This is a genomic window from Dyadobacter sp. CECT 9275 (assembly GCF_907164905.1).
Lineage (GTDB): Bacteria > Bacteroidota > Bacteroidia > Cytophagales > Spirosomataceae > Dyadobacter > Dyadobacter helix.
This window is the reverse complement of sequence record NZ_CAJRAF010000002.1, coordinates 879,746-904,260: the sequence shown is the minus strand read 5'-3', so window position 1 is coordinate 904,260 and position 24,515 is coordinate 879,746. Positions and strand designations below refer to the sequence as shown.

Genomic DNA, 24,515 nt, shown 5'->3' with positions numbered 1-24,515 from the left:
GAACCTCACATTTCGGTACGATATCTAATTAAGACTGCAAAATGGCTTCACAGCTTCAAATCAACGGAATAGGTGTGTCGCCTGGAATTTCCATCGGAAGGGCCCGGGTGATCAGAAAGCAGGAAACAGGGCTGACGGGTCTTTTACTCGATACCGATGAGGATATAAGTTCCGAAATAGAAAGATTTGACCATGCCGTAAAGGTTTCTGTGGCAGAGGTGGAAGCTCTTATAACGGATGCTGATGAAAGCTGGCCGGAAGAAAGTATTGAAATACTGGAAACGCAGGTTGAACTGTTGGGAGATCCACAGATACGGCTTGATGTGGTGGAGAAAATCCGGACAGAAAGAAAAAATGTAAACGATGCACTCCTGGAGGTAACCGGACAATTGGTGCAAATGTTTCAGGATATGACGGACGAATACATGCGGGCGCGCTCAGCGGATGTTCAGGATATTGGTAACCGTATCCTCCGAAATCTGGGACAGGTAACGGAGAGCCGGGAAATCTTGGAGGCGGGAACGATCCTGATAGCGGAAGATATATCCCCGTCGGATACTATCTCGATGGATACCCGGAATGTCACGGGTTTTGCCACGCAGGCAGGAGGGAAAACTTCGCATGCGGCCATCGTCGCCAGGGCCAGGGGTATTCCTGCTGTGGTGGGCTGCGGAGAAATACTGGCAGGTGTTCAAAACGGCGATTCTATCCTGCTGGATGGTATGCTTGGGGAGGTACTCGTCAACCCCGATGAGGCGGCGCTGGAAAGGTACAGGGCAAAGAGCGGAGAATATACCCGGCAGACCGATGCGCTAAAAGCTTTACGGGATGTACCTGCTGCCACTACCGACGGCTGTACCATTCAGCTGGTGGCCAATATCTCGGATGCGGGAGATATGGAACAGGTTTTGGAAAATGGGGGAGAAGGTGTTGGACTGCTGCGCAGCGAACTGTTGTTCATGGGCCGGGACTCGTTTCCGACAGAAGACGAACAATTTGATTTTTATAAAAAAGTTGCACTTGAAGCCGGAAACAGGCCTGTAACCATCCGTACCATTGACATCGGCGGCGACAAGGAGTTGCCTTATTTCGGACTACCGCAGGAACAAAATCCGTTTCTGGGTTATCGGGCTATCAGGTTCTCTTTGGATCGGAAGGACTTGTTTCTGGTACAGTTGCGGGCTATAATTCGTGCCGGTGTTTTTGGGGATCTGAGAATGATGTTTCCTATGATCAGCAATATAAGGGAAGTAAGAGAAGCAAAAGCGGTGCTGGCCGAAGCAAAAAAAGAATTGCTGAAGGAAGGTATCGCATTCGATCAGGAGATGCAGGTCGGTATCATGATTGAAATCCCTTCTGCTGCTGTTACTGCGGATATACTGGCGAAGGAAGTTGATTTTTTTAGTATCGGTACCAATGACCTTATCCAGTATACACTTGCAGTAGACCGGATGAACGAAAAAGTTTCCGCATTGTATGACCCTTTTAATCCGGCTGTTATACGGCTGATCGCCCAGGTGATTGCCCAGGGGCAAAAAAACAATATTCATGTTGCCATGTGCGGAGAGCTGGCCGCTGATCCGATGGCTACGTCGTTATTGTTGGGGATGGGGCTCAGGGAGTTCTCCATGAGTGCTGTCTCCATTCCCGGTATCAAGCAGCGGATAATGGATTTAAGCCTTTCCGGTGCAGAAGCTATGTATCAAAAAATTAGCGAAATGGACAGCTCGGAGGATATCAGAGCTTTTTTATCCGGTTATCCCAATGCGTAGCAAACCATTTGACAGTTACCAAGCCACTCCTGTTAAAACCCAATATGAAAAAAAAAGTTACGATCCTTGGCCTGTTCTTTCTTTCCATGGCCAGCGCCCTTGCGCAGCAAACGATGATGCAATACAGACATCCGCTGGATCCGCTGGATTCTATGGAAATTAAGCTTATCCGGCAGGTTCTGCTGGATGAACAGAAAATCCGGAATGACAGCAGCAGTCTGTTCAGTATTATAAATCTTAAGGAACCGCCAAAGGCGGAGGTACTTGCTTACAAGTCGGGAGAAGCATTCCGGAGAGAGGGCTATGCCATGGTTTATGATTTTCCGAGCAATACCCTGGCCAAAGCGGTGGTGGACCTGAAAACGGCAAAACTCTTATCTTTTGATAAAATCCCTGACAAACAGCCAGTAGGCTCTTTCAAAGGAGATACCATTGTTTCTGCTATTGTGAAAGATAACAAGGAGTGGAACGATGCGCTGAAAAAAAGAGGTATTAATCCGGATTCGGTGAAATCCCATCGCGGAACCTTTGCTGCGGATATTGGCCTGGCCCCGGTGGGGCACCGGGAAAGAATCGTGTCTCCTGCCTATAAAAATAAGGATTTTTACGAAATGCCTATCGCGGGTATCTACGCCTATATTGATATTACGGATAAAAAAGTTTTGAAAGTCATTGATACCGGCGCCGGATACGACAAACCTACGGCCGTCAATTATTTTGATGCGAAAAAAATAGTGGCTGACCTGGAGGCCCCCAAGCCTATTGTAATTACCCAGCCCGAAGGAACAAACTATCGTATTGAAGGGAATCAGGTGATTTCGCCGTTCTGGAAATTCCGCTTTGGTATTCACAACCGCGAAGGCCTTGTGATCTCGGATGTTCAGTATTTTGATCACGCACAGAGAAAATGGCGATACATTATGTACCGCGGAGGGCTGGCAGAAATGATCGTCAACTATGGATCACCGGATTTGCTGAATGCTGCCAACAATTATTTTGATGTGGGGGTATATCGTTTGTTTCAAAACGTTGCCCGTCCACTGACATACGGCGTGGACGCACCTGAAAATGCAACTTATCTGCCGTCAATATTACACAATGAATGGGGGTCTCCGATAAAGTCGGATAGCTCCGTGGCTGTTTTCGAAGAATATGGCGGGGTGCTCTGGCGGCATGAAAATCATGCGCGAAAGGCTACCAACCTCGCTATTAAATACTACATCACGGCGGGAAACTATGATTATGGTTTTAAATGGATCTTTAAGGAAGATGGTGTGATTGTAGTTGAGACTGAGCTGAATGGTTATCCGCACGTAAGGGCGGTAACCAGGACCATGGATGCGCCCGGGTCGGCAGACGAAGCACATCAGGGGAATTATTACGGCACACTGGTGGAGCCACACGTGGAAGCAAATAACCATCAGCATTGGTTTGTCTACCGTTTTGACCTGGATGTTGACGGGCAGCAAAACAATGTGGGTGAAATGAATACCACCGCTGTTCCCAGAGGTCCGTCCAACCCGCTGGGAAGTACCCTGGTTGCAAAAACAACGATGTTTAAAAATGAAAAAGAGGCACAACGTGATGCCAACATTGCTACCAACCGTAACTGGATGGTGATGAACCACCACGTGATGAACAGGTTTGGTCATCATTCATCTTATATGCTAATGCCGACCGCTGGAATTACCCCGCTGCCCGACAGGCGTTCGTCGCTCTTTAACCGCGCCGAAGTTTTATACCATCACTTCTGGGCAACTCCGTACCATCCGGAGGAATTGTACCCCGCAGGCGACTATCCTACTACCAAACAAAAAGGGCAGGGATTACCTGCCTGGACTGCCAAAAACAGGAGTATCGACAATACAGATGTGGTCGTATGGTATGTAGGAGGTGTCACCCATATCGTAAGACCGGAGGAATGGCCCATCATGAATCAGCACAGTATTGCGGTTCATCTGATGCCCATGGGGTTTTTATCCTCCAATCCGGTTCTGGGTATGCCTGCGTCAAAACCGGTAGCCGGCCAGAAAAAGTGAGTATCGACGGCAAGGCTTCGTGGCTTGAAGCGTTGTAACCGTGCCGCCGTTTAGGGTAAGTAAATATTTAAAAGCGCAGCATATGATTTCAAAAGAATACACCATCCTTGCTCCCGAAGGGATACATGCCAGACCAGCCACCGCTTTGGTAAGGCTTGTTAAGAAGTTCAAATCGGGTATAAGTTTAAAAAAAGGGGATAAAACCATCCAGTTAAACAGCATGTTGAACATTCTGGCATTGTCGACAAAAGGAGGGGATCTTATTTCCATATTAATCGACGGGGAAGATGAGGCAGAGGCGGCGTCGGCGATGGATATTTTTTTTAATGAACATTTGCCAAATTTGTAATCATCCAAAACTGAAACCATTATTGTAATTAACCGAATTATGAAAATCACAATCTGTAAAACCGAACAGGAATTTAACGTCACGGCAGCATGGCGGATTATAGCCCAGATGCTTGAAAAACCGGATGCCGTTATCGGACTTTCTACGGGACAAACTACGATGGATATGCATGCGATCGTCTCCCATATCTACACCCAGTATCCTTTTGATGTATCGCGTATCACCCTTTTTAACGTTGACGAACTGACTAATCTGCCCCGGGAATATGCCGGAAGCTGTTATACGATGATACGCAATCAGATTGCGGGGCCGCTTGGTATCCCGGAGGAGAATTTTATTATGCCTCCCACCATGTCCGATAACTTTGAAAGGGAAGCGGCACTATTTGAGCAGCGCCTGGCCGAAAGGGGAGGAGCGGACCTGCAGATGCTTGGGCTGGGCCTCAATGGCCATATTGGGATTAATCAACCCGGGACACCATTTGAAAGTGAAACATGGGTATCTCCCATGGATCCTGACTTTGAAGCGCGGGTTCGCAGAGAAACGAAGGTGCCCGAAGGAACAGAGCTGGGCGGGCTAACGCGTGGTATCAAGAACATCATGCATACCCGGAAACTGATACTGATTGCCAAGGGTTCTCACAAAGCCGAAATGGTAGAAAAGGCAATACTGGGACCTGTTACCACGGATATCCCGGCATCCATCGTTCAGATGCATCCTAACTGCGAGATACTTCTGGATGCCGATGCAGGAGCAAGGATTGCGGGGAGGGTCTAGGATGCAGTTTTAAGTAGGCAGTTCACAGTGGGCGACTGACCCGTGGCACGGTTGTGATAGTTGGCACGTTTGGGCCTGATGCATCAACCGTGCCACGGGTACCGCTGTGAACCGCCCACTGCGAACTTTTAACTCTTAATTCCTAACTCCTAATCCCCTACAACTGATTATATACCAAACTCCTTTTTCAGGACTTCCTTCGCCACGGACTCCTCATATTTGTACAGATCCTGATTAAAAAGCGCAGCGTGACCCGCATTTTTCAAACTGATCCAGCTATGAGTCGCATAAGGGTCATAGTCAAAATGACGAAAAGTATGCCCCAGGTTACTGATATCAGAAAACCATTGTACACCAGTATCAATACGATTGATGGCTCCAAAGGGAATGGCCTTGCCAACAGGTACGGTATCTGGCTTCGTTCGGGACAGGTTTACCAATGCAACATATTCATTCAGTCTGCATTCAGGTAAAGGCCAGGGCACGTTTTTGTCCATTACCCGTGCATACTCTTTGGTACGGGGTTGAGGATATTTGTCAGCCAGTTCCATCAATTCTTTATAGGATGGCTTGTACTCCGTATACTTTTCCGGATTGCATAAGTTAGCAGCAAATGCGGGGCACACCCAGCACTGTCCTATCCGCCCAATCCCGGAAGCATTACCAATGTTTTCCAGATATGCTCCTACAAGATCGTCTTTAAAATATACATCGTTATGCATGATCAGCAGATATTCTCTGTCCGACTTTTCCCACGCGTACTGGTATCTGAGTGCATAACGGTATTTTTTGAAATTCATCAGGAAGTTAAATCTCAATTTATTCGTCCATAACCAGATTTTTGGCCGGTAATGAACAATTTTATCTCCCAGATGATCAAAAAGGAATTGAAAGTTGGATGGTTCAGGCTGTTTCTTTTCCTCAATAAAGTATATTTTATTAATCCATTCGCCTGAATGCTTAAGCAGCGTTAATATGGTAACTGCCGTCTGATAGGGTTTTCCGTAGGCGTTTATCGCCACATCTACTGTCCCCGTTCTATTTTCTGCCATTATAAAGATTTAGAGCATGTTTGAGAATTTAAAAGAATAGAGATCGTGTCATCATTTGCAGTAATCAAATCGCCGAATAGCCCCGGTTTACGAGTTGATCAAACAGTATGCCGACGAGCGGAGCAAGCCGCCTTGTGATCTCAGATGGGTGCAATATCGGTATTTTTGGATACAAAACGTAAGCTAAAATTAAATCTCAGGGACGTTATGCGAGCGATTTCTTGGATAAAAACACGGGTCTAGTAGCAGGTGATCAGTTTTTAGTTTTAAGTATGCAGTTCACAGTAGGCGTCTGACCGTGGTACGGTTGTGATAGTTGGCACGTTTAAGCTTGATGGATTAACGGTGCCACGGGTGTAGTATGCAGTTTGAAGTAAACAGTTTACAGTGTGCAGGCGTTAGCACTTTGAACTCAAAACTGTCAACTCCGGAGACAGTTTATTCTTAAGTATGCAGTTTACAGTGGGCGGTATGCAATGGTGTCAATTGTTATTGTTCTTTACATGAGGCAGTTGAATTTTTCTCCTTAGCTGTTTAGTATACTCAGCTTCCACGTATTTTTATAGGATAAATTTAGAGATTTCTGAAATAATATTCCGATTATTCATATTTAAACAGTATAAGTACACTATATATGGTGTTTTATCCTAAGAAAATATGGGTGATAGGCAAATAAATAATTAGACTAAATTAAATTATTAAAATAATTTATTAATTTGGCTCCATATTTACTCTTCTGGTATAAAATGATGTTTTTTTATAGCTGAAGATAGATATCCACCTTTAACAACCACTTAACTTATGCGAAATTTTTTACTCAAGCTTACCGTCTTTTTGATGGTGAGTGCTTCGGCGGTTGCGCAAAATGTAACCGGGAAAATCACCAGCAGTGCGGATGGAAAACCACTGCCTGGTGTATCGGTCCTTGTGAAAGGATCCACCACAGGAACCACTACAGACGCGAGTGGACAATTCAAAATTATTGCTCCGGCAGGAAGTTCATTGATTGCCTCTTTCATCGGATTTAAAAGCAAGGAGGTACCTGTTGACAACAAAACAGTGCTGGACATATCTCTTGAAGAGGATGCAACCGCCCTCGGCGAAGTTGTAGTAACCGCTTTGGGTATAAAGCAGGACAAACGGTCTATCGGTTATGCTGTGCAGCAGGTAAAAGGCGCTGACGTGACCGTGGCAGCTCCCGCAGACCTTGCCCAGGGGCTAATGGGTAAAGTGGCCGGGTTGAATATTTCCACAGGAAACGGTATTGGTAATGCCTCCTCAAAAATTGTGATCAGGGGTAACAACAGCCTTACCGGCAACAACCAGCCCCTGATTGTCATTGACGGAGCTATTGTTGACAATACACCTCTTGCTCAATCCAACATTTCCGGACAGGACAACGTGCAGGACTGGGGGAACTACCTTAGTTATGTAAATATGGATAACGTGGAAAGTGTTTCCGTTTTGAAAGGGCCTAGTGCAGCTGCCTTGTATGGCGCAAGAGGTGCAAATGGTGTGCTTTTAATAACAAGCAAAAAGGGTATGGTGCAAAAGGGAATTGGTATCAACTACAATTTCTCTACCAATTTCTCCAATGTTTTCAGGTTTATGGATGTGCAAAACGAGTACGGCGGTGGATTTGCAGCCGGGTTATGGAGCGCCAATCCGCAATTGCCCAAAACCAGCACGGGTGAATCTTACCTGCCTACTTTGTATGGCGGTTCTAGTTACGGAAACGGTGGTACAGGTATTGGAGGGGTACATGGTACCATTCCTGGTGGCTTCAATACATGGGATATCTTTAGCTGGTTTGGTGCAAGTGCTTCATGGGGCCCAAAACTGGACGGACAAATGGTGCGCTGGTGGGATGGTCAGATGAGACCTTACTCACCACAGCCAGACAACCGGAAAGCCTATTACAGGGAAGGTAATGAAACTACACATAGTGTATCGTTTTCTTCAGGAAACGAATTTGGGACGCTTCGTTTGGCACTTTCCCGTACGGATGGCAAAGCCGTGGTTCCTAATACCGGTAATAACAATACCAATTTGTCTCTTGGATCAAGCATCCAGATCTCCAAAGCGTTAACGGCTGACGTAAACATCGGTTATAACCAGAGCTATAGGTTGAATGCCCCTGAAATTGGGAACAACAACTCTTGGTCTAAATTCTCGATTTACGGTATGTCAAGAGAATATAAACCGCTGGAAGAGCAATATTACAAAAACCCGGATGGCTCCAAACGTGATTTCGGAAGTACCTATCCTCACCAGGAATATGGAAAAGATCTGTACTGGAGATTCTATGAAATGAACAGCCGTCTGAATAGGGACGAACTACTTTCGACCATTAAACTGAATGCAGAAATCACTCCCTGGTTAAATGCTTTTGTGAGAACTTCTGCTAACCTCATTGCCAGCAAGTTTGAAACCATTAATAACACCACCAACCCTGATAAGGTATCCGGTGGAATGTACCAGAAAGATCTGGACAAGTCCAAAATATTCAATACGGATGTCATGGTGACTGCCCACAAGGATAATTTCCTGCTGGATGGGTTTAATGTCAGCGCTTCGGCGATGTTCAATGCTTATTCTAATAAAGCAACGGGAATGAGTGGTAAAAACTCAGGGAAATTTTTGGTTCCCGGCATTTATTCACTTAATAACATCATAACTGCTGACAGGCAATACGTTCCTGGTGATATCAATAATGCAAATGATTACAGGTATTATACCCGGGAAAGAAGATACGAAGTTGAGTCACAGTCAGTATTAGGTATTTTGAACTTGAGCTATAAGAATTACCTGTTCCTTGAGATGACAGGTAGAAATGACGTGAACTCCACCCTGACGCCGGACAAAAATTCAACTTTTTATCCATCGGCCAGCCTCGGATTTGTATTTACCGATGCCTTCGATATGGGTAAAGTCAGCAATGTGCTTTCGTATGGTAAACTCCGTTTGGCGTATGGTAGAAGTGCGAATGCCAGCGATCCTTATAAACTGGGCCTTACCTATGACGTAGGCTCGTTTGGTGGCCAGCCAACTAACTCTATTCCTACAACCTTAAGCCCTCAGGAACTTGGATTCCAGACTTCCAGCTCTATTGAAGTAGGTACTAATTTGTCGTTCCTGAAAGACAGATTAAATCTTGACCTGACTTATTACAATATCAAGTCGGTTGATCAGATATTGTCGGCAGATTTGGCTCCTTCTTCCGGTGCAAACGTCGTAACGTTCAATTCAGGCGAACTGAGAAACAGGGGTTTTGAGTTTATCATTAATGCATCGATCATCAAAACGAACAACTTCGGATGGAATGTTACACTCAACGGAGCCAAAAACGACAATATGGTAATCTCCCTGGCACCGGGTGTCAGAGAGCTAAGGATAGCCGATGTGTTTGGTAACCTGGGTGCCTTTATGAAAGTAACCCCGGGCGAAAAATACGGAACCATCTACGGGACTGATTTTGTAAGGGATGCGTCGGGCCGTAAATTATTATACAACGTAAAAGACGCAGCGGGGAATGTGTATGGTACCAAATACCAGGTATCCAACGAGCCTGTTGCAATTGGTAACGCAGCCCCTAAACTTACCGGCGGTATCGGGAACAATTTCCGTTACAAGAATTTCAGCCTTTCAGCACTGGTTGACTTCAAACTGGGCGGAGACATTTATTCTATCGACCATTCGACTGCCATGGGAAGCGGTATAGCTCCCGAAACAGTAGTGGAAAGAAACGGAGGCGGCTTACCCTATACATTCCCTGATGGTACCACTGCCAATGTGGGGGTGATCATGGAAGGGTATAACACCGATGACGAAAGAGTGAACGACAGGGTGGTTAATCCCATCTACAAATATGCCGGTGCGTATGCCGGATGGACGCACCTTAATGTTCCCAGAAGTCTTTCCGTTTTTGAAAACAGCTGGGCGAAGCTTCGCGAATTCAGTTTGTCGTACCGTGTACCCGAAGGTATACTGGCCAGAACAAAAATATTCCAGAACCTGACCGTTTCCGTAATCGGAAGAAATATGTTCTATCTGTATTCCAGCTTGCCTATACATCTTAACCCTGAGGCTATCAACGGTGTTGGTAACGGACAAGGGCTGCAGTGGTCGGGTATGCCAAGCATCAGATCGTACGGTTTCAGCCTTAAGGCGCAGTTTTAAACTCTAATCAGTTGATAAAATGAAGATATATATAAAGAAAACGGCTTTGTCATTGGCCATCATCAGTTCTATGGCAATGGTTACTTCCTGTGAAAAGGATTTCGGGACCATCAACGACCCTTGGGACAATAAGCAGTACTCGGTTAGCGTACCACCCCTGTATAACAGCATTGTATCCACCATGACCGAAACCGGCAGAGGGCTTGCTTCCACCTTCATCTATCAGGCAACACAGCTGGCAGCCAATTATGCTGCTTCGGGTTACCGGCTGGATAACCAGGTGGGTGGTACCTGGGAAAACTATTACTTCGCGTTGGTTGACTATCGGAAGGCAATGGAACTGCTGGATGCTGACCCTAACGCCGCCAAAATGACAAACGTGAGGGCCATGCTGCAAACGCTGATGGCGCTGAAGACTTTAAAGACAACGTCTTTATACGGTGATATGCCGTATTCCGAAGCGGCGAAATCAATTTACGGATCGGAATATTACCGGCCGGTATACGACAAGCAGGCAGATATTTTTGCTGCGGCCCTCGGCGATTTGAAAAAAGCTGTGGATGGATTTAGTACCAGTGCTGACCAGGTGTCTCTGGGAGCAAGCGAAACCCTGCTTCATAACGACATTGCAAAATGGATAAAATTTGCCAACTCGGTGAGGCTTAAGTATGCCTTGGTAATGCGTGATAAAAATGCGGCAGCGGCTGATGCGATTATTGCTGAGGCATTGTCTAAACCGCTTTTGGGGCCGGATGAGTTTATCGCCATTGACCCCGCAGCAATTAGCGGATTGCAGATCGACAGGGCAGGCAATTACAGAGGGAACTCTTATGTAAGGATGGGTTCAACGATGTGGAGTGCTATGTCGAGCAGCAATGCAGAAGATGGCTCAGGAATTTATGATCTCAGAACCAAAATTTTCTTTGAACCGAACAGCGCTGGAAAATGGAAACCGTATCCACAAAATCCACCTGCTAACGTGCAGGCAGAAACCAGGAATGATACTGAGGGAGGGTTAAACGATCCTTACGCCGACAAAAGACTGACAACCTGGGTATCAGGCGGTACTTACTACTACTCCCCGTTGAATATTTATTACATCGGAGACAGAACCTTCCCTGATTTGCTTATTACCGGAACGGAGATCAGCTTCCTGAAAGCCGAAATTTACAATCGGGGAATCGGTGGAGCGGCAGCAAACCCAGCCAGTGCGAAACAGGCTTATGAAGATGGGATTACATCATCCGTGAAGTTCTGGTATAAATTGGCAAACGGATCAGCTGTGTGGACAGTGAACAAACCAGCCGCCGCACCAGCTCCCGCGGATTTGACGGCCATGCTGACCAACCCCGCAGTTGCTTATAGTGCAACTCCTGCTACCGCACTGGCGCAGATTTACAAACAAAACTGGATAGCATTATTCCACCAACCGCTTGATGCCTGGATTTTACAACGCCGTACGGGCGGTGCAACACCAAACGTACCGCTGGCACCAACGAGCGAATCGCTGAATTTCAACAGATTGACCTATCCCCCCGTGGAAGTAACGTCCAATTTCGACAACTGGAAAGCCGTTACAGGTGGTACTGACAGCAAATCCGTAAAACCTTGGATCATGCCATAACAGATATTTGTTGATATTCCAATTGAATGCAAGAAGCCTGATTGAGTATGAAATCCGCAAGATTTCATACTCAATCAGGCTTCTTCTTTTTTAGATCCCCCGGCTCCGCCCTTCCCGTCAGTTCTATGCAAAAGAAATGGAGGCAAATTCGGTATCCGATATTGGCCTTTCCATAACAGTATGGTACGATTGAGGCAATCGAAACTAAATATTGGTATAATCAATTTCAAATTCTTGCTGATAATATTCTGTGCCGCCATTTCCGGCAGTTTCATAGGTTACCTGCTCGTAGATAAGGTAATGGGCTCTTTATGGAAGTATTAGTTGAGTGTTCAGATCGGTCCGGTTGCTATTTGCGTTCTTGCAATGAGCGCAATCGCCTCTTTTATTCTTGGATATAAAACCCTCAGCGTTTCTTACTTAAATCCGGTGAAACCGCTTGGGTCTGAATGATCAGAGTTGATAATGGAGGTTCAAAGCATCATTCATTCTGTCGGTCAGCATTTCAATAAGTTCCTCATCCATAAATTCATAGTCATCTGTAATGTTCAGAATTTCAACTTTGGGCAGCTCCATATGTCTGTAAAGTTCCGAGAGTTTTGCTCGTTGTCTGGTTTCCATAACAAATACCAGGTCCGCCCAGTGCAGGTCATTTTCTGAAATTTTCCGATCACTTTTGGGGCTCAATCCTGCTGATCGGATGTTGAAACGGTTGTCATTTTTAAAAATATACTCAGCCGTTCTGCTGCGTTTTTTATTTCGTCCACACACTACCAGTATGTTGGGTCTTTCTGTCACGGGTTTTGAGTATTCTTGAATTTCGTAAAATAGTTTTCTGCCTGCCGGGGCGGAGAGTTGCCTGCACTAAAGTACATAGGAAATCTATGTTAACCCTGCTTCTTATCTGTTACTGCAGGTTTAATAGTTTGTCTGCAATGGCCAGGCATTTTTCCATTGTTCCGATCACTCCGATATTTTCACATTCAAGTTTGTAAAGTCTGTCCGCAATTTCTTGTTTGTCTGCCTTAACTTTTACCAATCTGAAAATCTCGGGAATGTAGGCCTGATATTCATCCCTTGGCGCAATCTCATTAATTCCAATTGGGTCCCAGTCAAACCAAAGTATGTCATCAATTTTTTTATAAAGCAAAAAGTCTTTGGCAGTAGCCAAGTTCTTCCTGAATTTTTTATGACGATTAAATAAAAGAATGACGGATTTTACTTCTTCTTTAAGTCTGTAGTCATCGAAAATCTCAGCCAGGTTAAGTGCTAAGCCTGGAATATAATACCCACTGTCGCTGTCAAACGGGGCAGGTCTGCCGGAAGAGTTATACGTTACCTTAGCAACGAGCTCTGCAAGCCTCAAATAATGATCATGTTCGTAATTCTCGTTTTCATGCCAAAAAACGCTGATTTTGGTAAATTGTTCGTGAGCTTCTTTCCATTTTTCATTGTCATTAATAATCGGATAAAGCTCATGAACAGAGATAGGAATGTCTTTTATGTAACGGTCAAAACAAGATAAAACCATTCCTGCCCAAATTGGTCTGATGCCGTTGGGTAAGTTTTCAAAAATCTGCTGTCCGATTTTAATGTCCGTTTTGATGTCGTAGCGTGTAACTGTCATAAAGTGGGAGATAGCAGTTTTCGGGCTTTATATTTTTGGGGGATCAGGGAATGGCAATCCGTTAATGTCAAGCCAGAAACCGGTTCGACATTAACGGATGATAAAGTTAACAGCCAATGGCCAAAAAGTAACTTTCTTGATAAATAAAACCGCACTTTACTTCCCTGCCGGGCTCAGTTTAATTCCTCTTAAATCCAGCAAAGCTCCTTTCTCAAATTTGGAGTCGGGGCGGAATACCATTTTGTGTTTTCCAGGGCTGAGTTTTATCTGTCCGATCTGCCTGCTTTTAAATGTTTCCCAGGAGCCGCTTTTTTCTGTTTTCCCTTTAATGACGGACTTGCCGGTTTCCAGCACGAAAGGTTTTCCGGCTTCTTCATCCGAAACAGACCATTCCAGTGTAACGTCAAAAGTACCTCCTTTGCTTACGTCCATATCCCATTCGACCCTGTCTGCTGCGGTAAACCAGCCGAAAGCGTTCCATTCGGGCATGAACTGGATTTTTGGGCCGGTTGCTTTGCCGGATGCTGCTGAAAGAGAATAGGTTCCGTCGGCTGCGGCACGGACTGTTTCCGGCTTGTTCACAGCTACTTCCTTCTTTTCGTCTTTTGCAGTTTGAATATATTTCGCGACTGTCCCTACCGGTGCCAGCCAGATTCCATTCGCCGGGTCCTGCGCATATTCAATCAGTTTTTTCAGCATGGATAACCGTGTGGTTTGTCCGCCGCTTTCACCCATTTCATGGCCTGCAAGTACCAGCCATTGTCCGCCTGAACGTGCCTGTTGAATCAGCGGGAGTATCTGCTCAAAATCTTTGCCATCCATTTCCATTCCGGTTAGCTGCGCAAAATCACAAAATGCCGGATCGTTGGGTCCTTCGTCCAGCCAGCCGCGGCCTGTAAGGAAAAGCTCGGCTACCACCGGAATGTAACTTTTGGTATTCACTCCTCTTCCCACAAATGTACCTCCGCATGGATAGGCAAAAACCTCTGGTTTCACACCCAGCATCCGTTCAATCTGGTTGTTGGCATCAATCAGTTCGGCTTTCATCTTTTCGAGCGTATAGCCTTCCAGTGCATTGGGCCTCGCCCAGGCAAAGTTCCCCGAGCAGGGATGGTTAACCGAGTGATTACCGATCTCATGTCCGCTGGCAACGGCCTTTTTCCATCCGGTCAGTTGTTTTTCAGCTGCGGAGGGGACGAGATAAAACGTACCTTTTACATTGTACTGGTCCAGAAATGGAATCCCCTTGGTGGCCTGACTTCCCCGTGCGTCATCAAATGAAAGGCTAATGGCAGTTTTCTTTCCCTCCGGCCACTTGAAGGTTTCTTTCTGAGCAATCGTTATTTCAGACCGAAGCAGCGAAAGAGCTATCAGGAACAGGAAAGCAGTACTTTTACAGGATTGCATATTCATAGTTTAAAGGTATTGGTTCAAGGTTTTTTCATTTCTCCCTGCAGGTAATTCATCACCGCGTCGGTCAGGTCTTGTCCGGCTCGGGGAGAGTAGGGGGTAACAGTCGTTTCGTAGCCACCCTGCGCATATTCTTTTTCCGTAAGCAAATAACCCAACCAGCCGTTTCCATACCCAAAGTACATGGTATAAGGAAAGGGTGAGCGGTCGCGGATCTCATTGGATATCTCGCAAAAAAGTTCGAGCGGAGCACTCCAGATGGCCACGTCTTCGTTGATTTTCAGGAAACGTACCGGAAGTTTAACCAGGTTCACTCCCTCTTTTGTTGTTCTGGTATAATTGGCCATATCATTCGTCCAGCCCATTCCGGCCTTTCGGGGCGTTTCCACGGTCATCGCGCTGCTCCGGAGTTTTACATCAGACGACATCGATAAAATATCTTTGTTGGCTTTAATGATCTTATCGCCCAGCATTACTTTGAACTGTGGAATAACCCTTTTCCCATTGGGGGCATCCAGCTGGCTGTAAAGCGGTGCAATGTTTCCCGCCGCCCCGTTGATATAGAGCATGGGTACACCCAGTTTTTCTTCCACATATTCTGCTACTACGCCAGGCCCGTCCGCACTGATTTCAGTGATGGCGGCAAATACGGTACCATGCATGGCATAGTTGGCAATCAGGGTCAGCAGGCTGCCATCCTCTTTTTCAAGACGGATCAATCCGATCCGCCGGTCCACGGGGCCATCGGGGTTCATGCCGAGCGTAATCCGGCCATCTGCCAAACGGGCACGGCGGTTGATATTGGCCGATGCAAATCCCCATCCTGTTCCCAGTTTGGCCGGAGCCAGTTTTTTACGTGCTTCGGCGATGCCATCAATCAGTTTTTGCTCCACCATGTCGGTATATACTTTATCAAAGTCATGCTGATAACGGTCACCCAGAAATACCGACGGTAATCCCGGAGGGCCAACTTCCGGTGCGGAATGGGTATGTGTGAAAGTCCACCAGATGTTTACCGGGTTAATTTTCAGCTCTTTCTGGATTCTCGCCGCTACTTTGTCATATTCAGAAGGAGATACCAGGGCCAGGTCCGAAGAGATGAGCACAAATTGGGTTATGCCGTCGTCCATCATCACAATCCTGTGATATATTTTATCATAAACACTTTCGGATTTGCGCGGACCGTAACCCAGTAAATATTGCGAGTTGCTTGGTGTAATATCCACCTTCACGACCGAAGCACGAAAACCTGCAAAGGACGCAGACGGCAACAGGAGAAAGCAGCTTACGGTAAACAGTGCAAAAACTATTTTTTTTGCGGTTGAGAAATGGGATATGTTATGATTTGAAGTCATGATTTCTTTTTTGATAAATAAGACAAATGATCTTAATGGGCAGCATTTTCGTCTTTACCTTGTTTGAGGTATAAAAGTAGGTCTGCCATCTCCTGCTGGCTGATCTGGCTTTCCAGCCCGGCCGGCATGACCGACATACCCAATGCTTTCAGGGATTTGATGTTGGCCCTGGCAATAACCGTTTCCTGCCCGCCATAGTTTTTGATTGTCAGGGCAGTTGGCGTTTCCGTGGCAATAAGTCCCTGGACAGGCTCACCGGTTTTCATTTCGATAGACCAGATATCGAAACCGTCGGCAATGGACATGTTCGGGTTCAGGATATCTCCCATGATGGATTCGGGCCGGCGGTTACGAATGGTGCCCAGGTCGGGACCGTAAGCCGTTCCGGATTTGCCGCCGATCTGGTGGCAGGCTGAACAGTTTTTTTGAAAAACCATTTTGCCGTTATCCATATTGCCGGTCATCGTTAAGGCCGGGGCATACTTTCTTACAATTTCCTGTCTGCCGTCATCTTTTTTGGTCAGCAGCATGCGGGAACGAGCTTTCAGCTGTGCATTTCCCTGGGCCATCAGACCCACGCTTCTGGGCCATCCGATGCTGGAAGGATCGATTATCTTTTGTTCAACGGCATCCAGCAGCAGCGTAATTCTGGCATCGCTTGTCATAAAGGTATTGATGGCCGCATTGCGCACATCCGGTGTGAGTGATGGCCAGTTTGTCACGACAAAACTGCTTACCGTTTCGTCAGGAATGGCCGAAAGCGTGCGCAAAGCAGCGAGCTGGACGGGAAGAGGTTCTGTCGGCGCAATCAGTTTCTTTAAAAGCGTTACCTGCTTTTTAGGATTATCCAGCGAAAGAAAACCGATGGCTGCGGTACGGTTGTCGACCTTTTCGTTTTTGTCCAGAGCCGTTTTGGCGGATTTAGCAATGGCGGCAGTGGTAGTAGCGTTCTGAGGTAATCCGGTAATTTTGAGAAGCTGGATGCTGCCTTGTCTTACGCCGGACGAGGGGTTGGTCAAAGCAGCATTGACAAGTAAGGTCTGTTCATTTTTTAATGACGCGGATTTATTATTTTTAAGTCCATCTGCCAATCCTTTCAAAACGGCGGGTTGCCATCCGGTGTTTTTGCCTGAGGGAGCCAGGAGTGCTCTTTTTACCGCCGCCGCAATTTCTTCGGAAGTTCCACCGTTGCCTGTCATGGTACTAAGCCGTTCTACAAGCGAGGCATAGGCTGGCTTGTCTTTCTCAAACCTGTTGATGACAGCACCGAGTAGGTTAGTGCCTGCGGCAGGCGCAGCCGATAAGGCGGCAATCTGCATCCATGGATCTTCCAGGTCCTGGAATAAAATAGTTTCTCTGGCGGAAATTATTTCTGGTGTATTGAGTGAGCCAAGCGTACATAAGAGCTGGAACCGAACCTTCGCATTCGGATCTTTCTGAAGTGAAAGTAAAGCTTTTTGTACGTCCTGGTGGTCTTTCAAAAATGGTTCCGACAGTTTGATCGCATTTTCCCGCACCCCGGGTGTTTGATCTTTCAGCGCTTTTATAATCGTTTCAGGATGAAGCAGGCCCAGGCCTTCCAGCGTGTAAAGCGCGTGTAACCTACCCGCCGGGTTGTTCTCGTCAGTCACCATTTGTTTCAGGCTGGAGGCTTCCCCGGCTGCGTTACGGTCGATCAGCAGGCGCTGGGCGTTGCGCCGCCACCAGATATTGGGATCCGCGAGCCTCTTTACCAATTCCTTGTCAGAGAGACCAGCAGTTTTGAGATCCTTTGACCATGTAGCCGGTTTGGTTCCCTTTGGGGTAATGCGGTAAAGACGGCCCTTATCCATCCCGTTGTAAAGCTGGCCCGATTTGATCACATCTTCTCCCATCCATTCCGGGTGTTCGATGATCTGACGGTAATAATCAACAACATACATGGCTCCGTCGGGACCGGTATACATATTTACCGGCCTGAACCAGGCATCAGTAGAGGCAAGAAATTCCTTATTTTGATAAACACGGCTGGCGGAAAAAGTTGCCCCTTTATCATGCAGGAAATCAGCATGAACGATGTTGCTCACTGGTTCGGCCACAAAAGATACGCTGTCAAAAAGCGCCGGGAAAAGCCCGCCCTGGTACTTCATGGAACCGCAGGCCGATGTGAATACACCAATATCCGTCAGCAGCTGGTTTTGCGGGTTTTGCGTGATGGGGTATACCTGTGCCGAGCTTCCATGGTCCGAAATGGACTGTGTTGCATTGGATACCAGGAGGTTAGGGTTTCTGTTGAGATAGGTAGAGGATACCACCTGATGAATAATGTGATTGGCATTGCTCACCAGCAGGTAATGGCCCCAGGTATCAAAGGTATGCCCAAACTGGGTGTTAGCGGAAAGTATCTCCAGGCCCGTCCTGTCGGGCCGCAGCCTGACACTCCTTCCCCGGGCGTTATCTGGTAACCTTGGACTATCTTTTTTGCCAGGATAGTAAACGTCACCGCCACGGTCACCAAATTCACTCTTATAGGTTTGGGTTGAAACAGCAGGTTCATGTCCCAGGTAAATCCAGTTGTCCAGTCCCAGGATCGGGTTATTGAGGTTGTGCTGCGGATTGGATAAGGCAAAACCCGTTATGAGCGTGTCCCTTACATCGGATTTGCCGTCTCCGTCGGTATCTTCCAGGTAAAGTACATGGGGTGCATCGGTTACAAGAATCCCTTTTTTCCAGCGCAGTACCCCCGTGGGCAGCATAAGCCCTTCCGCAAAGACAATACTTTCGTCCATTTTGCCGTCTCCGTCTTTATCCGACAGCAGTTTGATCTTGCCAGACCCGCTTTTGTCCAGCGGATAGCCGTGCATTTCAACCACATACAGCCTGCCCAGTTCATCGATTTCCATGGCCACCGGATCGGCAATGAGGGGTTCACTGGCAATCATTTCGATTTGAAAACCATCAGCAACCTGAAACGTGGCCAAAGCCTTTTCGGGCGGTACTTCCCTGAAAGAATCCGGTTTGGGACTGTTACTGGCGGTCAGCGTAAAGACGCACAAAAGCAGTCCTACCAGGGGTTTAGGAATATGGATACTTTTCATCAGGATTTGTATTTCTAATGTGCAAAAAGGATAGGGCGGAGGCTCGGTCATTTCAAAGAACACCCTATAACGAGTACTGGATTATCTTTGAAATGACTACGGGCGTGCCTGAAATTATTGAAGATACCTATTAATAATTTGGATTCTGAACCAATTTGGTATTTTGGTTCATTGCCGATTGCGGGATCGGTAACAGATAATTTTTGTTGGCATAAAATATTTTGGTTCCTTCGGGTGCGGGAATAACCGTGTATACCGTTTTCCCGTTCACCACTTCAATTTTCATGGCGTGCAGTGTTCCGTTCAGGTTCTTTTCTGCAAGTTTCAGCCTGATCAGATCAAACCATCTTCTTTCTTCGAAGGCCAGCTCAACCCTGCGCTCTCTCTGGATAGCCACCCGCATCTGGTCCTGCGTCAGTCCGGTTTTAAGAGCAGGCAACTCTGACCGTGCCCTTACCTGGTTAATTGCCGTATACACGGATGCGTCCGGGCCGACGGCTTCGTTTTGTGCTTCGGCATAGCTGAGCAGTACTTCAGCTAAACGGTAGATAATGAAACTTCCGCTGTTCAACAGGTTATTGCCGTTTACGGTGTACTTAGGATTCAGAGTTTTCCGGAGATAGTAACCGGTATTGGTGGCTTCGTTGGTATTGCTCAAATCGGTTGCATTTCGGCTGCCCACTCCCTGTTTCATGATCATTTCGGCTCCCACCCAGATGGAGCCGTCGTAAACAATAGACTGGTAAAAACGTTTTTCCCTGTTCACATACGGGTTCTGGGGGTCGTATCCCGAAGCCGGGTCGGTAATGGGCAGGCCGTTGGCCATCGCGTATTCATCCACCAGTTCCTGTGACGGATCCACCCCGCCATAAGCTTTCTGTACGCCGCCTACCATCCACGGCCCCCACAATCCCTCTTTTCCGCTTCCCAGCGCAGTACCGCCCAGGTATTGTTTGGCAAAAATTACCTCAACATTGTTGTTGTTATCTTCGTAAAACTGTGTTTCGTAATTAGCAAAAAGGCTATGTGATCCCAGATCAATGACCTGTTTGTTGGTAGCTGCTGCTGCTGCCCAGCGTGTTTTGTCGTTGGTGGTGTTTTTTAACGGGCTGGCCCAGAAAAGCTCGCAGAATCCTTTCAATGTCAGAGCCGAAGCTTTTGAAACCCGGGCGGCTTCTGCTTTCAGCGGCAGGTCTTCTGCAATGGCTGCGCATTCGTCTACGATGAATTTATAGGTTTCCTCGTCGGTATTGCGGGCCTGAAAAATGGCCTCCCCCTGCGTATTCTGATTCAGCGTTTTGGTGATGATGGGTACGCCTCCATGAGCGGTCCACAGCAACTGGTAATAATAGGCGCGTAAGAACCGTGCTTCGGCAATTTTAGATTTTTTCCATGCCTCCGGAAGGGTAGATGCCGTCACTTTTTCGATGAATAAATTGGCGCGGCGAATGTTAGCATACTGGTTCCACCAGTTGGGGGCATTGCTGGGAGTATATACCGAAGGAGAGTACAATACCCGGCTGTCGAGCCCGTTCACACCATTCATAGAATTGTCGGTGTAATTCTCCCAGGGATCGAAGAAATTAAAAGGGCCTGGAATTCCTGAGTATACATTATTCAGAAAGAGATCGGCCGTTCCGGTATCCGTCCAGACTGAGGTATCCGAGATCTGATCTTTGGGTGCTACGTCGAGGAAATTCTGGCAGGAAAACATTCCGAATAACATGAACAGTAAAGCTACTTTACCATTCAAACTGATATATCTATGGCGTTTCATTGTCGTTTCGTTTTTCAAGGGATTAGAAAGTCACATTTAAACCAATTGACGTTACTTTTTGCTGAGGATAACTCCACGCATTGACCTGGGTTATTTCAGGATCAAAATTCCGTAGTTTGGTCCAGGTAAGTAAGTTCTGGCTTGACACATAGATCCTTACGTTCTGAATTTTAACTTTACTCGTAATGGCCGACGGAATGGTATATGAAACGGTGGCACTCTTTAAGCGTAAGTATGCAGCATTGCCAACCCAGAAGGAGGATACCTGGGTATTATTGGTTGTAGGGGCATTGGTGATGCGGGGATAACTTGCGTTGGGGTTTTCGGGTGTCCAGTAATCCAGTGTTTCCCGTACGGCTCCCATGCCGTTTGAGAATGCCCAGGCAGCGCTGCCGGCGTAATAAAAGTTGGTTTTGGCCGCACCCTGAAAGAGGATATCCAGGTTAAAACCTTTGTACTGTACACTGGGTGAAATGCCATAGATAATGCGGGGCGTGGCTACCGCGTCTCCTATGCGGGTTCTGTCGTCATCGTTGATCTTTCCATCATTGTTCATGTCCATATAACGGATATCACCGGGCTGAACCGCGCCCCAGGGTTGTACCGCAATGCCTGGTTTTAACTTGCCGGCCTCATCAAAATCAGCCACCTGAAAGAGGCCAAGCGACTGAAAACCAAACTGTGTTCCGAGTGGTTTTCCGGTCAGGCGGCGGTTGGGGTTATTGTAGGTAGCACCCGCTTCGAAAACCTGGAGTAATTTGTTTTTGGCATAGGTAAGATTAGCGTTCAGGGAAACACGGAGGTCGGATGTGAACCGGCGCGAGGATCCGATGGCCAGGTCGATACCCTGATTTTGCATAATACCAGCGTTCACCTGGCTCAGGCCGATGCCATATTCAACCGGCACAATCACATCCGGATTTACCAGCATATTGGAGCGTTTTTCGTAGAAGTAATCTGCTTCCAGGTTCAGTAAGCCTTTCCAGAGGGTGGCCTCAATACCTACATCGGTCTTTTTGGCACGCTCCCAGGTAATATTCGGATTGGGTTCGTTACGTTCCCGGATGGCCTGAACGGCACTTCCACCAATTACATAAGCAGGACCTGCAACGCTATAGGTACTCATATACTGAAAAGCACTTCCGGCTAACGCTCCCACTTCCCCATACGATCCGCGAAGTTTCAGGTTGTCGATCCAGCGTAGGTTATCCTTGATAAAACGCTCTTCGGATAATCGCCAGCCCAACGAAAATGCCGGGAAGAAACCGAAGCGGTTGTCAGGAGAAAAGTAGTAACTCCCGTCGTAACGGCCGCTGGCCTCAAACAGATATTTGTCGGCATAGTCGTAGGTCAACCGATATACCAGACCCATCTGGCGACCCAGGCTAGCCGTTCCGCTGGTGGTCATGTCGGCATTGCTGGAACTTCCCATGTTCAGTTCGTCTATACCCAGGTTGTAATTCCTGCGCGATGCGCCCAGCGCAAGAGTATCGTTCGCTTTTGCTTCAAACACCGCCAGCGCGCTGATGTTGCTTTTGCCAAACGACCGCGCGTAATTCAGACTGGCCTGATAGGTGAGCTGCTGATACTGTCTGTAATTTTGGTTGAGGGATGCTTTGGCTGCGCCAAAAATACCATCTGTAATCACTTTCGTGACCGGATTAATAGTAGCCAGGTGAACAGGTGTTGCCCAGATTTTATCCATCAGCATGGTTGGATCATAGGCGATGGTTCCCTTCGCAAATAAGCCCGGGATGAATGGAATTTCCTGCTCCACAGAAAGTTGCGTGTACAAGGCCGTGGTGTTGGTTTTCTGGTAACCACTGTTGTAAATACTTCCTGTTACGTAGGTGCCGTTCATGCCGTTGCTGAAAAACAGGGGGCCGTTTTGCAGGTGGGAGTAACCGATCAGCTCAAAGATCCGTGACGTTCCGATGGAAGGATACTGAGATCTTTGGAGTCGTCCGTTCAGTCCGAAGGATATTTTGGTGGTTTTGGTAACATTTGCGTCCAGGTTCATCGCCAGGTTATAGCGTTTGTTGCTGGTTGATGGCCACATACCAGCCTGGTATTGGTAACCGAGGCTTGCATAATATTTGATTCGTTCGGCACCGCCCGAAAGTTCTATGTTATGTGTGGTAATGACTGCATTACGATTCACCAGTTCTTTTACATAATTATCCGTCGGATAGGAATCATTGTCTGACCCGTCTTTGAATTTTTGCAATGCTTCGTCCGAATAGGGGACGGGCAGCCCGGCATATTTGGCCGCTGCATTTTTAAGCATGGCAAAATCGTATCCGTAGAGATAGTCCGGCATCACGGTAGGGTTCTGAAAACCTACGTAAGCATTGTAGGTCAATGACGGTGTTCCGGTTTTTCCGCGCTTGGTGGTAACGAGTACCACGCCATTGGCCCCTGCAACGCCATAGGGTGCCACGGCTGCTGCATCTTTCAGAACCGTGAAAGTTTCAATGGTGTTAGGGTCGAGCTGCTGAAAACTTCTGGGGATGCCGTCCACGATCAGCAGTGGCTGATTGTTCCCCGTTGATGAAACACCTCTGATGTAAATACTGGAACCATCCCGGCCCGGTTCGCCGGAGGCCTGTTTTGCGATCACCCCGGAAATTCTGCCACCTAAGCCGTTGCTCAGGTTGGTCAGTGGTGTAGCTGCCAGCTGGTCTCCTTTCAAGGTTGCCACGGCTGCTGTTACCGATGTTTTCTTTTGAGTACCATAACCCACTACTACCACCTCGCTGAGGGCTTTGATGCTGGCTTTCATGGAGATGTCAATAGTTGTGCGATTGCCGACCGTGATCTCCTGGTTTTCGAACCCGACAAAACTGAATATCAGGGTGGCGGTCTCATCTTCGACTAAAAGCTCATACTTACCGTCCGTGCCGGTAACGCTGCCCCGCTGGGTTCCTTTGATGATGACGCTTACACCAGCCAATGGTTCTCCTTTTTCATCGGAAACAATACCGGTAATGCTTTTGCTGGCTTCGGCTATTTCGGGTGCGGGTGCAACTGCCTCCAATGGTTTTTTGTGCAGTAAAATCCGGGAATCAACCACCTCAAAGGATATCTGGATGGGTGTCAGCAATTCTTCCAAAACTTTGGATAACTGTCTGTTAGCAACATTGACAGAAACTCGCTGGCGCACCTGGATACTGTTGGCGCTGTAAATGAATTTCACGTTTGCTTGCTTTTCTATGCGGTTTAAAACTTGCCTGATCTCCGCCGACTCCATTTGAATGGAAATCTCCTTCCGCAAGGCCTCCTGTGCGCGGGTATCCACCGCCAGGGAAAGGTTGCAGAACAGGGCACAAAGCAGTAACTGCGTGACAGTTATTCGCATGACTTTAATTAGATACCGTTTGACAGATACATTTTTTTGCATAATTTTAAATGTTTTTGATTTTTACAGACTCATGAACACTTTCATCCCTGTCAGAATTGACGTTCTGCAAGGATCTT

The 24,515-nt window shown here is 47.1% G+C and carries 14 protein-coding genes; 6 read left to right on the top strand and 8 right to left on the bottom strand.

Annotation, left to right across the window (positions count from 1 at the left end; translation table 11 throughout):
- The first annotated feature begins 41 nt into the window (after nt 1-41).
- The 4 genes from ptsP to KOE27_RS11795 all read left to right on the top strand — a co-directional run bounded on the left by ptsP (nt 42) and on the right by KOE27_RS11795 (nt 4,937).
- Complete coding sequence (gene ptsP, locus KOE27_RS11810) at nt 42-1,772, top strand: phosphoenolpyruvate--protein phosphotransferase (protein WP_215239087.1); 1,731 nt, start codon at nt 42-44, stop codon at nt 1,770-1,772.
- Between the two features lie 44 nt (nt 1,773-1,816).
- Complete coding sequence (locus KOE27_RS11805; protein WP_215239086.1) at nt 1,817-3,811, top strand: copper amine oxidase; 1,995 nt, start codon at nt 1,817-1,819, stop codon at nt 3,809-3,811.
- 82 nt (nt 3,812-3,893) lie between these two features.
- A complete protein-coding gene (locus KOE27_RS11800; protein ID WP_215239085.1) occupies nt 3,894-4,160 on the top strand; it encodes an HPr family phosphocarrier protein in 267 nt (88 codons plus the stop codon).
- Between the two features lie 39 nt (nt 4,161-4,199).
- Nucleotides 4,200-4,937 (top strand): 6-phosphogluconolactonase, encoded by a 738-nt coding sequence (locus tag KOE27_RS11795; RefSeq protein WP_215239084.1) that lies wholly within the window; start codon nt 4,200-4,202, stop codon nt 4,935-4,937.
- 167 nt (nt 4,938-5,104) lie between these two features.
- Here the strand turns inward: KOE27_RS11795 and KOE27_RS11790 are convergent, their stop codons facing one another.
- The gene (locus KOE27_RS11790) at nt 5,105-5,989 is read right to left on the bottom strand and encodes a hypothetical protein (protein ID WP_215239083.1); all 885 of its coding nucleotides are present in this window, start codon (nt 5,987-5,989) and stop codon (nt 5,105-5,107) included.
- Nucleotides 5,990-6,790: 801 nt separating this feature from the next.
- Here KOE27_RS11790 and KOE27_RS11785 point away from each other — a divergent pair.
- On the top strand, nt 6,791-10,168 hold the full coding sequence (locus tag KOE27_RS11785; RefSeq protein WP_215239082.1) for a SusC/RagA family TonB-linked outer membrane protein: 3,378 nt from the start codon (nt 6,791-6,793) through the stop codon (nt 10,166-10,168).
- Nucleotides 10,169-10,187: 19 nt separating this feature from the next.
- A complete protein-coding gene (locus KOE27_RS11780) occupies nt 10,188-11,792 on the top strand; it encodes a SusD/RagB family nutrient-binding outer membrane lipoprotein (RefSeq protein WP_215239081.1) in 1,605 nt (534 codons plus the stop codon).
- A gap of 453 nt (nt 11,793-12,245) precedes the next feature.
- Here KOE27_RS11780 and KOE27_RS11775 read toward each other — a convergent pair whose 3' ends face one another.
- The 7 genes from KOE27_RS11775 to KOE27_RS11745 form a co-directional block, all read right to left on the bottom strand.
- Nucleotides 12,246-12,590: a low molecular weight protein tyrosine phosphatase family protein gene (locus tag KOE27_RS11775; protein ID WP_215239080.1), complete on the bottom strand. Its 345-nt coding sequence runs from the start codon at nt 12,588-12,590 to the stop codon at nt 12,246-12,248.
- Nucleotides 12,591-12,699: 109 nt separating this feature from the next.
- Complete coding sequence (locus KOE27_RS11770; RefSeq protein WP_215239079.1) at nt 12,700-13,323, bottom strand: hypothetical protein; 624 nt, start codon at nt 13,321-13,323, stop codon at nt 12,700-12,702.
- A gap of 252 nt (nt 13,324-13,575) precedes the next feature.
- Nucleotides 13,576-14,826: a polysaccharide deacetylase family protein gene (locus tag KOE27_RS11765; RefSeq protein WP_215239078.1), complete on the bottom strand. Its 1,251-nt coding sequence runs from the start codon at nt 14,824-14,826 to the stop codon at nt 13,576-13,578.
- Between the two features lie 23 nt (nt 14,827-14,849).
- Nucleotides 14,850-16,184 (bottom strand): neutral/alkaline non-lysosomal ceramidase N-terminal domain-containing protein, encoded by a 1,335-nt coding sequence (locus KOE27_RS11760; RefSeq protein WP_215239077.1) that lies wholly within the window; start codon nt 16,182-16,184, stop codon nt 14,850-14,852.
- A 32-nt stretch (nt 16,185-16,216) separates the two neighbouring features.
- Complete coding sequence (locus tag KOE27_RS11755; protein ID WP_215239076.1) at nt 16,217-19,261, bottom strand: PVC-type heme-binding CxxCH protein; 3,045 nt, start codon at nt 19,259-19,261, stop codon at nt 16,217-16,219.
- 130 nt (nt 19,262-19,391) lie between these two features.
- On the bottom strand, nt 19,392-21,038 hold the full coding sequence (locus tag KOE27_RS11750) for a RagB/SusD family nutrient uptake outer membrane protein (RefSeq protein WP_215239075.1): 1,647 nt from the start codon (nt 21,036-21,038) through the stop codon (nt 19,392-19,394).
- 22 nt (nt 21,039-21,060) lie between these two features.
- On the bottom strand, nt 21,061-24,396 hold the full coding sequence (locus tag KOE27_RS11745) for a TonB-dependent receptor (protein WP_215239074.1): 3,336 nt from the start codon (nt 24,394-24,396) through the stop codon (nt 21,061-21,063).
- Nucleotides 24,397-24,515: the final 119 nt, after the last annotated feature.

What these genes read in the sequence shown, in the direction of transcription:
- ptsP (WP_215239087.1), top strand. Translation starts at nt 42, where the DNA reads ATGGCTTCACAGCTTCAAATCAACGGAATAGGTGTGTCGCCTGGAATT.
- KOE27_RS11805 (WP_215239086.1), top strand. Translation starts at nt 1,817, where the DNA reads ATGAAAAAAAAAGTTACGATCCTTGGCCTGTTCTTTCTTTCCATGGCC.
- KOE27_RS11800 (WP_215239085.1), top strand. Translation starts at nt 3,894, where the DNA reads ATGATTTCAAAAGAATACACCATCCTTGCTCCCGAAGGGATACATGCC.
- KOE27_RS11795 (WP_215239084.1), top strand. Translation starts at nt 4,200, where the DNA reads ATGAAAATCACAATCTGTAAAACCGAACAGGAATTTAACGTCACGGCA.
- KOE27_RS11790 (WP_215239083.1), bottom strand. Translation starts at nt 5,989, where the DNA reads ATGGCAGAAAATAGAACGGGGACAGTAGATGTGGCGATAAACGCCTAC.
- KOE27_RS11785 (WP_215239082.1), top strand. Translation starts at nt 6,791, where the DNA reads ATGCGAAATTTTTTACTCAAGCTTACCGTCTTTTTGATGGTGAGTGCT.
- KOE27_RS11780 (WP_215239081.1), top strand. Translation starts at nt 10,188, where the DNA reads ATGAAGATATATATAAAGAAAACGGCTTTGTCATTGGCCATCATCAGT.
- KOE27_RS11770 (WP_215239079.1), bottom strand. Translation starts at nt 13,323, where the DNA reads ATGGTTTTATCTTGTTTTGACCGTTACATAAAAGACATTCCTATCTCT.
- KOE27_RS11765 (WP_215239078.1), bottom strand. Translation starts at nt 14,826, where the DNA reads ATGCAATCCTGTAAAAGTACTGCTTTCCTGTTCCTGATAGCTCTTTCG.
- KOE27_RS11760 (WP_215239077.1), bottom strand. Translation starts at nt 16,184, where the DNA reads ATGACTTCAAATCATAACATATCCCATTTCTCAACCGCAAAAAAAATA.
- KOE27_RS11755 (WP_215239076.1), bottom strand. Translation starts at nt 19,261, where the DNA reads ATGAAAAGTATCCATATTCCTAAACCCCTGGTAGGACTGCTTTTGTGC.
- KOE27_RS11750 (WP_215239075.1), bottom strand. Translation starts at nt 21,038, where the DNA reads ATGAAACGCCATAGATATATCAGTTTGAATGGTAAAGTAGCTTTACTG.
- KOE27_RS11745 (WP_215239074.1), bottom strand. Translation starts at nt 24,396, where the DNA reads ATGCGAATAACTGTCACGCAGTTACTGCTTTGTGCCCTGTTCTGCAAC.